The 12,742-nt window shown below is 72.0% G+C and carries 17 protein-coding genes; 14 read left to right on the top strand and 3 right to left on the bottom strand.

The window, feature by feature from the left end:
- On the top strand, positions 1-481 hold a 481-nt coding region (locus tag ADK60_RS29950; RefSeq protein WP_234371333.1), incomplete at its 5' end, for a hypothetical protein.
- A 482-nt stretch (positions 482-963) separates the two neighbouring features.
- Here the strand turns inward: ADK60_RS29950 and ADK60_RS29945 are convergent.
- On the bottom strand, positions 964-1,473 hold the full coding sequence (locus ADK60_RS29945; protein ID WP_234371331.1) for a P-loop NTPase family protein: 510 nt from the start codon (positions 1,471-1,473) through the stop codon (positions 964-966).
- A 124-nt stretch (positions 1,474-1,597) separates the two neighbouring features.
- Between ADK60_RS29945 and ADK60_RS42510 the strand changes: the two genes are divergently transcribed.
- The 7 genes from ADK60_RS42510 (at position 1,598) to ADK60_RS29915 (ending at position 8,504) form a co-directional block, all read left to right on the top strand.
- The gene (locus ADK60_RS42510; protein ID WP_053650080.1) at positions 1,598-1,909 is read left to right on the top strand and encodes a Uma2 family endonuclease; all 312 of its coding nucleotides are present in this window, start codon (positions 1,598-1,600) and stop codon (positions 1,907-1,909) included.
- A 396-nt stretch (positions 1,910-2,305) separates the two neighbouring features.
- Entirely contained in the window at positions 2,306-2,767 is a 462-nt protein-coding gene (locus ADK60_RS45200) for a hypothetical protein (protein WP_053650078.1), read from the top strand.
- Between the two features lie 505 nt (positions 2,768-3,272).
- Positions 3,273-3,596, top strand: a complete 324-nt coding sequence (locus ADK60_RS29930; protein WP_053650076.1) for a trypco2 family protein — start codon at positions 3,273-3,275, stop codon at positions 3,594-3,596.
- A 14-nt stretch (positions 3,597-3,610) separates the two neighbouring features.
- Entirely contained in the window at positions 3,611-6,091 is a 2,481-nt protein-coding gene (locus tag ADK60_RS29925; protein ID WP_053650074.1) for a S1 family peptidase, read from the top strand.
- Positions 6,092-6,280: 189 nt separating this feature from the next.
- Complete coding sequence (locus ADK60_RS45195; RefSeq protein ID WP_159400651.1) at positions 6,281-6,586, top strand: hypothetical protein; 306 nt, start codon at positions 6,281-6,283, stop codon at positions 6,584-6,586.
- Complete coding sequence (locus ADK60_RS29920; RefSeq protein ID WP_053650072.1) at positions 6,583-7,188, top strand: ArsR/SmtB family transcription factor; 606 nt, start codon at positions 6,583-6,585, stop codon at positions 7,186-7,188. Before ADK60_RS45195 ends, ADK60_RS29920 begins: the two co-directional genes overlap by 4 nt.
- Positions 7,185-8,504: an MFS transporter gene (locus ADK60_RS29915; protein WP_053650070.1), complete on the top strand. Its 1,320-nt coding sequence runs from the start codon at positions 7,185-7,187 to the stop codon at positions 8,502-8,504. Before ADK60_RS29920 ends, ADK60_RS29915 begins: the two co-directional genes overlap by 4 nt.
- Before the next feature lie 100 nt (positions 8,505-8,604).
- Here ADK60_RS29915 and ADK60_RS29910 read toward each other — a convergent pair whose 3' ends face one another.
- A complete protein-coding gene (locus ADK60_RS29910; RefSeq protein WP_053650068.1) occupies positions 8,605-8,799 on the bottom strand; it encodes a hypothetical protein in 195 nt (64 codons plus the stop codon).
- Positions 8,800-9,281: 482 nt separating this feature from the next.
- On the opposite strand from ADK60_RS29910, the gene ADK60_RS45950 reads away from it, so the two are divergent.
- From ADK60_RS45950 to ADK60_RS29895, 3 genes are all read left to right on the top strand, one after another.
- The gene (locus tag ADK60_RS45950; protein WP_053650066.1) at positions 9,282-9,485 is read left to right on the top strand and encodes a protein kinase family protein; all 204 of its coding nucleotides are present in this window, start codon (positions 9,282-9,284) and stop codon (positions 9,483-9,485) included.
- Between the two features lie 271 nt (positions 9,486-9,756).
- Positions 9,757-10,215: a hypothetical protein gene (locus tag ADK60_RS29900; protein ID WP_053650064.1), complete on the top strand. Its 459-nt coding sequence runs from the start codon at positions 9,757-9,759 to the stop codon at positions 10,213-10,215.
- Positions 10,216-10,275: 60 nt separating this feature from the next.
- Positions 10,276-11,028, top strand: coding sequence for a hypothetical protein (locus ADK60_RS29895; RefSeq protein WP_053650062.1), 753 nt, complete (start codon positions 10,276-10,278; stop codon positions 11,026-11,028).
- Positions 11,029-11,330: 302 nt separating this feature from the next.
- Here the strand turns inward: ADK60_RS29895 and ADK60_RS47875 are convergent, their stop codons facing one another.
- Entirely contained in the window at positions 11,331-11,462 is a 132-nt protein-coding gene (locus ADK60_RS47875; RefSeq protein ID WP_286185312.1) for a hypothetical protein, read from the bottom strand.
- A 125-nt stretch (positions 11,463-11,587) separates the two neighbouring features.
- Here ADK60_RS47875 and ADK60_RS29890 point away from each other — a divergent pair, with 125 nt between their 5' ends.
- The 3 genes from ADK60_RS29890 (at position 11,588) to ADK60_RS45185 (ending at position 12,652) form a co-directional block, all read left to right on the top strand.
- Positions 11,588-11,905, top strand: coding sequence for a hypothetical protein (locus tag ADK60_RS29890; protein ID WP_053650060.1), 318 nt, complete (start codon positions 11,588-11,590; stop codon positions 11,903-11,905).
- Positions 11,902-12,198, top strand: a complete 297-nt coding sequence (locus ADK60_RS45190; protein WP_053650058.1) for a hypothetical protein — start codon at positions 11,902-11,904, stop codon at positions 12,196-12,198. Before ADK60_RS29890 ends, ADK60_RS45190 begins: the two co-directional genes overlap by 4 nt.
- 286 nt (positions 12,199-12,484) lie before the next feature.
- On the top strand, positions 12,485-12,652 hold the full coding sequence (locus ADK60_RS45185) for a hypothetical protein (RefSeq protein WP_159400650.1): 168 nt from the start codon (positions 12,485-12,487) through the stop codon (positions 12,650-12,652).
- Positions 12,653-12,742: the final 90 nt, after the last annotated feature.

Below are 12,742 nucleotides of genomic sequence, written 5' to 3'. Positions count from 1 at the left end.
GTGCTTCTTTGTCCTTTGCCATCATGCTGTGGTGGCTCACGACATAGTGTTCTTCCTCGCGCCCGACGATGAGGCTGTCGCGGCGATGCGCGGGCGGCGACCCGGTCCAGGACTCGAGTCCGTGACCTGCCGCTTCGTCGAACCGGACAGTGCCATTGCCGAGTGGGACACGTACTTCGAGGAGCCCTCGGCCGGGGTCCCGACACCCGAGCAGCTCCACGGCCGGTGGCCGCAGTGGGTCACCGCCCCGTTGAACGACGGCATCGAGGTGTTCGCTCTGCCACAGCGGTTGACCCGGACCCTGGCCGACGCCGGCCCCACGGCACTGGAGGAGCTCGCCGACCGCTGGACCACCAGGATCAGGTCCCACGACGGCGACGAGACGACCGACGACGATCTGCCGGCAGTCCTGCAAGAAGTCGCCCGGCTCGCAGCGCTCGCGGTGAGCACAAACGCTCACCTGTACAGCTGGAGCATCTGACCGTCCAATCCACGACCGCCGAACTACCGGCTGCTCCTGATCACGAGTACGGCCGGCCTCCCGATCCTCGAGGAGGAGCAGCGCGAGGGCCCGTCGGCTGACTGCTCAACGGCTCACCCCAGCCTGCGCGGAGCAGACCCTGCCGGGCTGAAATCGGCAACGTGCTCAAGGCATCATCCCCGCGAGCGCGGGGGTCAGCCGACCACTGGGGAGATCGTCGGACCTCCGTCTCGTCCTCCCCGCGAACGCGGGGGTCAGCCGTCGTACCGGATCGCGCCGCTAGCCCGCTTCCCGTCCTCCCCGCGAGTGCGGGGCAGCCGGTACAGAGTGCGCCCCAGTACCGGTCAAGCCATGCGAGGGGCCACCCTGGGCCCGGCCTTCGTGCGCAGGGAACGACCCCTCCCACGACACCGATGCCCATAGCCCCAGCGGCTGGAGGCTGCTCTTCAGGGGTGACCGGCCGGTTCGTCCGGCCGCCGGGTTCAGGGGCGCGGTGTCCAGCCGGGCGGGGTGAGTTCGGTGTCGGTCAGGATCCGGGTGACGGTGTCGTCGAGGGTGCTGTCCTCGCCGATGACGTGTTCGAGGTCGCCGGGCAGGAGGTCCAGCGGCCGGTACCAGTCGGCCATCTGCTCGGCGCTCACCTCGGCGGACAGCGGCCGGGTCGCGTGGCGGCGCACCGTCTCGGCGAAGCCGACGTCGAGGTAGTAGAGGAAGCTGCGCCCGCGGTGGCCGGCCACCAGGTCGGTGAGCATCGCGCCGTACCGGCCGGCGTCGAGAATGCCTTCGACGACGGTGTGGAAGCCGCTGTCGAGGGCGTGCCGGGCGACCAGGCCGATCAGGGGGATGTTCGCGCCGTCGGCGACGTCCCGCTCGCGAAGCACCTCGCGGCGCAGCAGGTCCTGTCCGACGACGGCCAGGCCGCGGCCGTAGGCGGAGCGGATCCGGGCGGCGGTGCTCGACTTCCCGGCGCCGCTCGGTCCGCGTACCACCACCAGTACTGTGTCGGTGCTACCCGTTCCCGCCCTCACGGCGAGGGGATTCTTCGCGCTGTCGTCCACATCGCCGTCCGTACCCACGGCCGGGCCAGGCGACTCGGCCGATCTGGGCGTTCACCGGGTGAAGCGGCTCTCGGCCGACGCGGGCGCGGCCGCCGAGGCTGGCACCACCCTCAACGCCGACGACATCGTCGTCGCCATCGAGATCGCCTCACCCTCCACCCGGGTCACCGACAAGAAGATGACACCGGCCCTGTACGCCGCGGCCGGCATCCCCCACTACTGGCGACTCGAACTCGAACCCGCCCCACGCATCTACCTCGGCCACCTCGAACGCGGCACCTGCACCGACCGCCTCGTCCAGGCCGGCGACACCACTAAGCTCACCGACCCGTTCCCCCTCGACCTCGACCCCGCACGGCTGCGCCGGTAGTCCACCGAGGAACTGCGACGGCCAAGCCTCGCCCGACCATCGGCCCCGGAAACGACCGGTCCCCTCACGCTTGTCGACGTGAGGGGACCGGCTTTCAGCGTACGGGGAGAACCGCGCAGGGCTGGCTTCGGGTCGATTTTCCGTGAACACCCGTTGCCGTCCCGCCCGTGCCCGTGGGCTGCCGACCAGCTGCTGCTCCGGTCGCGTCGCGGCCGATACTCACGTGGCGACGCCAGGCCTCGGCGGTGATGCCGTCCGGGGCGGGGCGGCTCTCCGGCGCGGCGGCCGGGATGTCAGGGCGGGCGGGCTGAATACGACTACCTGCCGGTATGGCACGATGCCCGGGTGGAGAATGGAGCGCGTGCGACGGACCCGTGCAGTCTTGGTGATCTGCTGATGTCGCTGCGGAACGAACCCCTCGTCTGCGTGCGGTACGGCCGGCTGCCGGACGGAACGGCCCCTGATCACCGGCTGCGGTCCGTTGCCAGCCATGTGCACGGCCTTGTCGCCGAGGTCCACCCGCTGTGGGAGCGGTACCTGGCCACCGTCGGTGTTCCCCCTACCGCTTCGCAGGTCGAGGCGTGCCTGAAGCCGCTGGCCGCCGACGGGGCGGTCGAGATGATGACCGCGCTCGCCGCCGAGGACCTCGTATCGTCCGACGAGGTCCTCATGAACCGTGAGATCGCCCACCACACGGTGACGCGGATCGTGAGGTGGCTCGGGCCCGGTGCGACGTGGTGGACCAACCACGGGGACGGCGGTTCCTCGTATCCCGTCAGCGCCTGCACCTTCGACGGCGTGGTCGCCGGGAGCGACGGCGAGTACTTCGCGATCCTGCTCCAGCTCGGCGAGGACTGAACTCAGCCGCCCACAGACTCCTCTCCCGCAGCTCTCCATTGGAGAACCGGGCCCACCTCGAAAGCTTCTAGCGAAGCCTTGCCGCCGTTCCGGCCGTACAAACCGGCAGATGTGCGGGAACTGCGCGAGTACGCCCCATGGACGCCCGAGGCCTGGTCGGAGCGGTCGCCCGAGCGGACGGGCGGACCAGGTGAGGCCAGCGGCGGCATTGTCATCGCAGCCGTCGACGCGCTGGAAGTAGCCGGCCATGGAAACTGAGTGCCGGGCCCAGCCGCCCTGGTCGGCGATCGAGACGGTGTTCCCGGCTCCACCCCGACGAACAGATCCAGCTACGGCTGCGGGTGGAGGACAGCACCCGGACCCAGGGAACACCCCTTTTGTACTCCCGGGGCCGACTGCAGGCCCAGGCACCGCTGTGCAGTATGGGTTCTCCTGTTCTCGGAGTGTGATGTGCACGCCACAGATACGCTGGTGGGTCCGGACAGGTGAAGATCATGGGGGGATAATGGAATTCGACGGAACGGAACTGTCCGAGGCGATCGCGGCCGTCCGCGCGGGGCTGATCGCCGCTCAGCGCAGCGGGGCGGACTCCGAGATCCGGTTCACGGTGAAGGATGTCGTGGTGGACCTGGGGCTGGAGCTGCGCCGTGTTGGCGGTGCCGGCGGCGGCGTCAAGGCGTTCGTGTTCTCCGGCGAGGCCCGGGCCGAGCAGTCGAACGGGCAGACTCACCGGCTGACCGTGACGCTGGGGGTCGTCGGTGGCGACGCGGTGCCGATCAGCGGTAGCGGAGAAGTCGGCCTGCCTGAGGGCGGCTACTCGCTGCGGTAGCGGGGGCGTCGTCGATGTACTGGGAACGGGCCGTTGCCGTTGAGTGTTCGGGCCGGGTCGGCACCGGGTGCGTGGTCGCCCCGGGCCTGGTCCTGACCGCGCTTCACGTCGTCAGGAGCGCCGGCCCAAGCCAGGCACCGGGGTGTTGCACAATCAGTCTCATCGGCGGACACGGGCGTGCGGCGGCCGAGATGGCCTGGTACCTCGGCGACGCCGCGCTGCTTCGATTCCGGCCGGGTGACCTGCCGCGCGAGTTCGCTCCCGTCCGGTGGGGCGAAATCGTGTGTATCAGCCCGTCACGGCAGGCACGCTGCGTTGCCGTAGGCCTTCCCGACGCGGCCAGACGCGCGGAGGGCCGGCGCGAACCCGAGGTTGTGGAAGGACACATCAACGCGGTCGACACGGGCGGCACCTTCTACAGCCTCCAGGCCGACAGCGCTGTCCCCGCCGGCGACCCCGCGTCCGGCACCTCTCCGTGGGCCGGCATGTCCGGCGCCGGGGTGTTCCACGAGGACCTCCTCGTCGCCGTCGTGCAGCAGGCCCTCCCGGGGCGGGCGAACGCCCGCCTGGAGGCCGTCCCCGCCCGCCGCCTCCTGGACGACCGCAGGTTCTGCGACATCGTGGAACAAGCCAGCGGCACACGCCCGCAGCTGGAACCCGCCGATCTTCACACCCTCTTCGACCGCACCCCACAGCCCGCCGCGGCCGCCTCCTATCTTCTGGCCGCACGCTCCGAGACCGTCGAATTCACCGGCCTGGACACCGAACTGCAACTCCTCCACGACTGGTGCCACAGCACGCAGGCCGTCGACGTGGCCGTCGTACGCGGCTCCGGAGGGGTCGGCAAGACACGCCTGGCCGTCGAGCTGGCCCGCCGCCTGGCCGACCGCAGACCCCAGGCCGAATCGGCCGCCGACACCGCGAACTTCGCATGGTCAACCGGGTTCCTCGACACCAGCACCACGTCCACGCCCGACCACGACTACCCGATGTTGCGGCACCTGATCCGGCCCGCCCTGGTCGTCATCGACTACGCCGAGTACCACCTCGAGCAGATCACGGCACTGCTGGAAGCCCTGGCCGGCCACCGCGCCCCGGCCCACCGCATCCGCGTACTCCTGATCGCCCGCTCCACCCGCGACTGGTGGCCCAAGCTGCGGGCCCGGTACCCCGCGATGGTCGGAGGCACGGACATCGCCCTCGCCGCGGACAGCCTGCTGCGTCAGGTGGACGTGAAGGAACTGCGTGAGCATGCACGGATCTCGTTCGCCCGGCGTATCTCAGCCCTGCAATGGTCAGGAGTGCCCGGCGATTGGGATGCCGACGACCTCCTCGACCGGCTCGGCGACCGTGGACCCTCGAACGGGGTCCAGGCGGAGGGTGAAGAGGCCACCGTCCTTTCCCTGCACATGGAAAGCCTTGCCGGGGTTCTGGTCGACAGGCCGCTCGAGGGCGACCTCGATCCGAGGGAGGTCCTGCTCTTCCACGAGGAGAGGTACTGGGACCGGGCCTCGGCAGCGCTGTTCTCCCAGCGCCTCGACCCCGACTACCGAAAGGCACTCGTCGCCGTGCAACGCCTGGCCGGTGCGGCGGACCAGCAGGAAGCCGACGCCGCGATCCGTGCGGCATGGGCCGCCCACTACGGTGACGGCCCCGACGCGCCGCGGCTGACGTCGGACGCGGTGCGGGTCCAGCGCCGGTTCCTCTCGACCGTCTACCCACCGACCGGGCGTGCCTACTGGGGCGGGGTGGGCCCCGACGCGCTGACCGCCAAACTCGTCAACGACGTCGAGGAGGACAGCAGCGGCGAACCCGGAAACGGAACGTTCCTGTCCCGGACCCTGACCGACCCGCTTCTGTCACCGACCCAGCGCCGCCACTGCCTGGCCATCGTGGGCCGCAGTATCCTCAGCCAACCCGGCCTGGTCGACGTAGCCGCCGGGGCCGTGGCCTCCAGCCCGGCCTTACTGCACGAAGACGCCCAGAACCTGCTGAGGAAGCTGTCCGGCCCGGCGCACGACGTCTGGCGCACCGCGCTGGCCGACGCACGGCAACGGCACGAAGCCTCCAGCCCTGCCGCTGCGGGCGCTACCACAGGAAACCCGCAGCAGGAGCGGGTCACACCGGCTGCGGAACCTTCTCTCCCTTCCGGTCCTCATCCAGTTGTCGTTGCACTCCCACGGCCTGTCCGCGGCATTGCCCGCCCTCCGGAACCGCCGCCGCCTGAGGGCTCGCCACCGCAGCCAACGGGGACCGGGACGGAAGCAGCCTCCCGCGCCCTGGCCGCTCCGCAAGTTCTTCACCAGCCTGCGGCCACAGCCTCGCCCTCTCGCGCGAACCGCGGACCGCACCCAGCCGGAATCCCCCGGCGCACGGTCCCGGTGACCATCCGTGACTACCTAGGACTCGACGCCCACGGTATGAGGCGAGTTCTGCCCACCGCCCTCCTCCTCTGCGTTCTCCTCCTCTTCATCGTCCTCTGGCAGACCGGGTGAGCCGGGGGATCCGTAAGCCGGTAACCGTCTGAAGTCCCCGCCGGGAACAAGGAGGGCAGGCACCGGAGGCCGTGAACGAGCCTGGGTGTTGCAGTCGCCGAGCACAGCGGGCCGTGGACCGTCGAGGACGTCCTGGCCCTGCCCGAGGACACCCACCACCGGATCGAGCTCGTCGGGGGAGCGCTGCTGATGAGCCCGAACCCCGGTGTGCCGCACCAGCGCGCCGGCCTCCGCCCGGCCATGCTCCTGGGACTGGCCGTCGACAACGCCGAAGCCCCGTTCGAGGTGCTGGAGGCGGTCAACGTCGTCGTGCCCGACGGCCTGCTGATCCGCGACCTGGTCGTCGCCGACGGGCGTGGCAGCCGACGCCGGCACCACGCTCAACGCCGACGACATCGTCGTCGTCATCGAGATCGCTTCACCCTCCACCAAGGACAAGGATCCTTGTACAACATCTGTCGTACAATAGTCCTTGTATGTATCCTGGTCGCATGAGCGATGAACCCGACAGCCCTGCCGCCGCGCGCGGCGCCGTCCGGCAGATCTCCGACTCCCGCGTCCTGGCCGCATTCACCCACCCCGTGCGGCGCCGCCTGCTCGACGTGCTCAAGGTGGACGGCGCCGCCACGGTCGGCCTGCTCGCGGAGCGCACCGGCCAGGCGGTCGGCAACGTCAGCCACCACCTCAAGGTGCTGGCCGCGGCAGGCCTGGTCGAGGAGGCGCCCGGGCTGGCCCGGGACCGGCGCGAGCGGTGGTGGCGTCCCACCTCCGCGAGCCTGCGCTGGGCGCGGGCCGACTTCGAGGACGACCCGGTCGCCGAGGCGGTCGCCGACGCCGCCGGTTCGCTGCAACTGGAGCGTCAGGCCGGCCTGGTGCGCGCCTGGTTCGCCGCCCGGCAGGAGTACGCCCCCGAATGGCGCGAGAACTGTGCCGTCGCCACCGAGACCTGGCTGCGGCTGACGCCCGAGGAGAGCCGGGAACTGGCGGCCGACCTGGTGGCCGTCCTGGAACGCTGGGCGGCGCGGCCGGTACCCGAGGACGGACGGGAGCGCGAGTCCGTCTTCGCCTTCGCCCACAGCGTCCCGGCCCGGCCATGACGACCGACCTGACACGGACCAGCGCCCCGGCCAGCACCTCGCTCGGCGGGCCCGCCCGCTCGCGGTGGGGCCTGCTCGCGCGGCGGGAGTTCCGGCTGTTGTGGGCGGGCGAGAGCATCAGCCGCCTGGGAAGCAGCGTCACCTCTGTCGCGCTCCCGCTGGTCGCCGTGGTCTCGCTCGAGGCCGGGCCGCTCGCGGTGGGACTGCTGAGCGGCGCGGTCTGGCTGCCGTGGCTGCTGCTCGGTCTCCCGGCCGGCGTCTGGGTCGGCCGGTTACCCCGGCGGCCGGTGATGATCGGCTGCAACCTCGCCTCGGCGGCGCTCTTCGCCAGCGTCCCGGTCGCCGGGTGGCTGGGCGCGCTGACGACGGCCCAGTTGCTGCTGGTCGCTCTGCTCACCGGCACCGCGGCCGTCTTCTTCAGTGCCGCCTACCAGGCGTACCTGCCGGAACTCGTCCACCGGGACGACCTGATCGAGGGCAATGCCAAACTCCAGGGCAGCGCCTGGGCCGCCCAGGTGGCCGGGCCCGGTGTCGCCGGACTGACCGTGCAGTGGTGCGGCGCGGCCGCCGGGCTGCTCGTCGACGCGGTGACCTTCCTGGTAGCCTCCGCCGCCCTGCTGCTGATCCCCGGCGGCCGGGAGCCGGTGCCCGCTCCGGTGACACCCGCCCCTCTGCGCGCACAGGTCCGCGAGGGCCTCGCCTTCATCCTGCGCGACCGCTTTCTCCGCTCCTTCCTGTTCTACGGGGCATCCGCCAACTTCGCGCTCACCGGCTACCAGTCGATCGCCCTCCTCTTCCTGGTCCGCGAGGTGGGCGTGGCCCCAGGCGCGGTCGGGCTCCTGGCGGCCGCCGGCGCGCTGGGCGGAGTGCTCGGCGCCGTCGCGGCCAGACCGCTCTGCCGACGCCTCGGCACAGCGCGCGCCGTTCGGTTCGCCCTGCTGGCCGCCACACCTTTCGGTCTGCTGCTCCCGGCGGCCGGCCCCGGCCCGCGGGTGGCCCTGTACGCGATCGGCTCGGCCGTCCTGGTGGCCGGGGCGGTACTCTGCAACGTCGTCCTCGGGAGCTTTCGCCAGACCTACGCCCCACCCGCGCTGCTCAGCCGGGTGGTAGCTACCTCGATGTTCGCCAACCAGGCCACCATCCCGCTCGGCGCCGTCGCGGGTGGCGCGCTCGGTGCGACGCTCGGACTCCGGGCCACAATGTGGATCATGACCGGGCTGCTGGTGTCCTGCGGCGGCCTGCTGCTGGCCTCACCGCTGCGCAAGGACCGGGACCTGCCCGCAGGACCGGCGACCGACAAGCGGAGCGGACGATGACGACGTCCCCTCTTCATCTCGGGCCCCATGGTGACCTCCTCACCATGAACACCATGAACCGGTACGAGCACATCCACCCCAGGCCCGTGACCGGCCGGACCTACCCGCGTGGTCCGGTCCACAGCTGCCGGCGCCCGGCCGGGACGGTGGGCTCGGCGTCGGCCTGGTCGACGTCCTCGACGGCGGGCGCCGGGTCCGGTAGCAGCGGCCAGGCCGGGCGCGCGGGCGCCGGGGCGTGGGCAGCGGAGTCGGACTGCGGGCTGGTGCCGAGCGGGCGGCGGGCGGAGGACGTCATCCGTACATGATCCACCGGCGCGTGGAGCGGGGCCGGACCGGGCCTCGGTCATCAAGTAGGGGGGACAACGACGAGGGCGTCGGCCGCGGCCGACGCCCTCGATCATCTGTCGGGAGCCTCTCGGCTCCTGTGCCGGCTGTCCGGCGCGGGACCCTGGCCGCTGCAACGACCGGTCCGGGTCCCGGCCGCGCTGGCCGTCTGGCCCGTGTTCTCGTTCCTTCTCCTGTGCCACCGCCACGGCCTGGCCGAAGCCACCCGGCTCATCCGCAGCGTGCGCTCGCTCCTGCCCGCGAGCACAGTGCCACCAGCACCGTGACGGGTGAGGTCCACAACTGAGGAGCCGACCGTCCGCATGTCGACGAGCCACCAGAGGGACGACCCTCCGTCGGTGATCCGGGTGCCGCCATGCTGCGGGTGAGGAGTTGCGCACAGCGTGACCGACGGACCGGACACAGCCACCGAAGCCACTGGAAGGGGAGTTCGTGCGAGCGGGGACCGTACTGGACGGGCGCTACGAGCTCGTCCAGCGAATCGGAGCGGGCGGTTTCGGACAGGTGTGGGAGGCGTACGACCCCAAGATCGACCGCTGGGTCGCCGTGAAGATCCTGACCTGGGACGGCAGCCCCGACAGCACCCGCCAGGCAGCCCGGTTCGCCCGCGAAGCCGCGGTCGCGGGTGGTCGCTGAACCAGCAGTTGGTCACGCCGTCGGCGCGCATCCGCTCGGTGCGGGCGGTGATGGCGTCGTTGGTGATCGGGGAGAGCTGGGCCTCCAGCCGGAAGGTCGAGGGAAGCCCGGGCCGGCCCCGGCGCCGGCTGGCGGCGGAACGCAGGAACCCGGTCCGGCTCCCGTCGGAGCCCGGGTGAACGCGTTGAGATCCTGGCCGGTGACTGATTGTCAGACCCTGCTGATTCCATGATGTCCACGCTGTTGCGGACAAATCAGGAGGTCAGTGCGATTGCTTCGACCCGTTCTCGCGGCCGCCCTGCCGGCCGTCACCTGTGCGGTTCTCGCCGCGAACCCCGCCCACGCCCTGTCCATCACCGCCGGCGACTACGCCTGTGTCGCCTCCTCGCCCGCCCCGCGGCTCGTGAACAACCAGATCGAGTGGTACGCCGACGTCACCTGCGAGGGAGACGGCTGGGGCCCGAAGTGGCTGAGCGCGACGCTGGAGAAGGCCACCTGCGACGGAGCGCTGTGCGCCCGGCAGTACACCCCCGTCGCCGGCCCGGTCCGCAGCCCGTTCGGCGAGGACTGCACGCGGGTGAGCCGGGTGGCCGCCTCCGCGCCGTGCACGGCCGCGGACCCGCCGAAGGTCTCCAGGGCCCTCTTCCGGGTCTTCGGCGAGGCCTGGAGCGAAGGCGGAGGCAAGCACGAGCAGGGCTACTCGGAGGTCGCCGAGCTGGCCTGCGGCTGACCGGCCGACACGGTGGTGCGGCCGCTGGCGGCCGCACCACCGCGGGGCTACCGTCACGCCATGGGCGAGACGACCACCACCGGCGACGGACTGCGCGTCCTGCGGGCCCCCGAGACCCTGCTGGACGACCCCGCCGGCCGCCTGTCCCACGGCGGCCTCCTGGACACACCGGCCGGCCTGGTCACCGTCCTCGTCCTGGAGCGCCGGCCCGTGGCACCACCGGCCGGCGCGGCCCCGGCCTGGCTCGTCCACCTCTCCGAGCCTGGCCGCCGCGACGCGACCCTCGCCCTCCCGACCGTGCTCGCCGACACCGAGCACGGCATCCAGATCGTCGTCTGCGTCTTCGGCCGGGCCTCCGGCCACGACCGCACGGTCATGGCCGCCCACCACCCCGACCTGCCACGGCCGGCAAGCCTCTTCCTCGACGCGCCCGCCCCGCCGTCCCCCTATGCCGCCTGGGCCGTCGAACCCGCGCTCCTCGCTCCTCCCACCCTGCGGGCGCCCCGGATCTGGCACACCGGCCTCCTGCGGGCCGGCCCCGTGCTCTTCACCCACCTCGAAGCAACCACCGACGAGCCCGGCCTCCTGGACCCGCCGGCGTGGGACATCACCCCCCAACGGCCCGAGGGCACCCCCCTGCCGTTGCGGGCGGGCTTCGACCACGGAGCCCACCACCTGCAGAGCACCTACAGCGCCGGCCCCGGCCACGTCTGCTGCGACACGATCCTCGACAGCCCCCCGACACCCGAACCCTTCACCTGGACCTGCCACCCCCGCGAGCTGTCCGCCCGCCACCTCGTCCACCCCACCTGAACCACCCCGGGACGGCGCTCCCGCCTTTTGGCATGCACGCGCGGAACCGAGTCCCGAGCTGCTCCGGATGACGTCGGACCTACTCGCCGTCACCGCCCGGACCCAGGACGCCGAACGGTGATGCGCCACCGTCGCCCGACCGGAGAACGCCCGCCTCACCGCCCGGGCCACCGAGAACCAGCTCGACAAGGCCGTCGCCGCCCTGCGCCCGCCCGGCCGCCGGAGATCGGCCCGCCCCCGGCTCCGCGAAGAGCACCAAGCCGGCGCCGGCGGCGTTCGGCCGAGGGAGGTACTGCGGTTGTTCAGTCGTAGTCGCCGTCGAGGTCGATCCGGAGTCGGCCGTTGCCGTCGACGTAGGCGGGGTAGAGGTATCCGTCGACGACGGCGCCGTCGATGTGGACCACGATGTCGCCGTGGTCGGGGTCGCAGCGCACCGCCCCCAGCCGATCCCCCTCAGCGGTCCCGCGTGACCAGGACCGCTCCACCGCACGCCCACCGACCGCTACCGTCGAACCTGCGGCCCGCCGTCCCGGCGGCCGCCACCACACAGGAGGCCCCGGTGACGACCCAGCCCGACCACCAGAACCCGGCCCCGGCCAGGCCCGCGACTCTGCACGAACTGCGCACCGCGCTCTCCCGCTACGGCCTGCCTGGCGACCGCGAGGCCTTCGAACAGGCCCTGGCCGCCGCCCTCGACTCCTCCCCGATCGGCGACCTCGCCGCCGTCGCCGAGGTGATCGCCACCTACCGCCACCGCCTGACCCTGCGCACCGACGAGCACGCCATGGCCTCCCTGGCCGCGCCGATCGGAGGCCAGCAGTGGACCCCGGCCGCCGAGGCCTTTGCCCGGGCGCGCGCCGCCGGCGGCGACCGGTGACCGACCGGCCCGAACCGCCGGCCCCGCTGCACGTCTTCCTCTCCGACGCCGCCGAACGGGCCCTCGCCGTGCTGCGGCCCGGCGAGCTGGACGCCGTCGAGAAGCTCCTCGAGCGCCTCGCCGTCCACCCGCGGCTCGGCATCCCGGTGCCCGGCGGCACCGACCCCGAGGTCGACGACTACACCGCCCGCACCGACCCGGCCTCCGACACCGGCGACCGCATCAGCGTCGTCTACCGCCTGCACGAAGGCATGTCCGCGATCTTCGTGACCTGGATCATCGCCGGACCGTGACCTGCATCAACACCGGCGGGAGACGGCCGGGCCCCTCACCCTCGTCGACGTGCGGGGCCCGGCCGTCAGCGTACGTCCGCAGCCGCCCTGCTTCCCCAGCCGGGGCGGACATGAACCGAAGCCCACCGTGAACACCACGACCACCACGACCACCACGACCACCACCACCGTCGACCTCCCCGGACCGCTGGGTCCAGCAGGTCCGGGCCACGACGCCCGGCTGGACCCAGCGGTCCGGGTCAGGTCCGGCACCGCCTGTGACAACCGACCCCACCGAGGAGCAGCAGTGACCGCAGAGCAGTACACGCAGGCACGGTTCAACGACCGGGTTGCGGAGAACGATCAACTCCGGCGCGATGCCGCCAAGGCCGTTCGGCTGATCGAAACAGGCCGTACAGACGAGGCGGTCTCCCTGTTGCGGCTGATCTCCCGAGGCTACGAGGAGCAGCAGTGAGCAGCCACCCCGTCGGCGTCGGCGCGCGGATCGACAACCTCGACAGGCTGCGGTGAGCGGAGCCCCACGAGCCGCACACGTCCAGGCGGT

The organism is Streptomyces sp. XY431, assembly GCF_001279805.1.
In the GTDB taxonomy this organism is placed as follows: domain Bacteria; phylum Actinomycetota; class Actinomycetes; order Streptomycetales; family Streptomycetaceae; genus Kitasatospora; species Kitasatospora purpeofusca.
The sequence above is the reverse complement of the archived record's forward strand: the minus strand, read 5'-3'. Positions and strand labels throughout refer to the sequence as shown.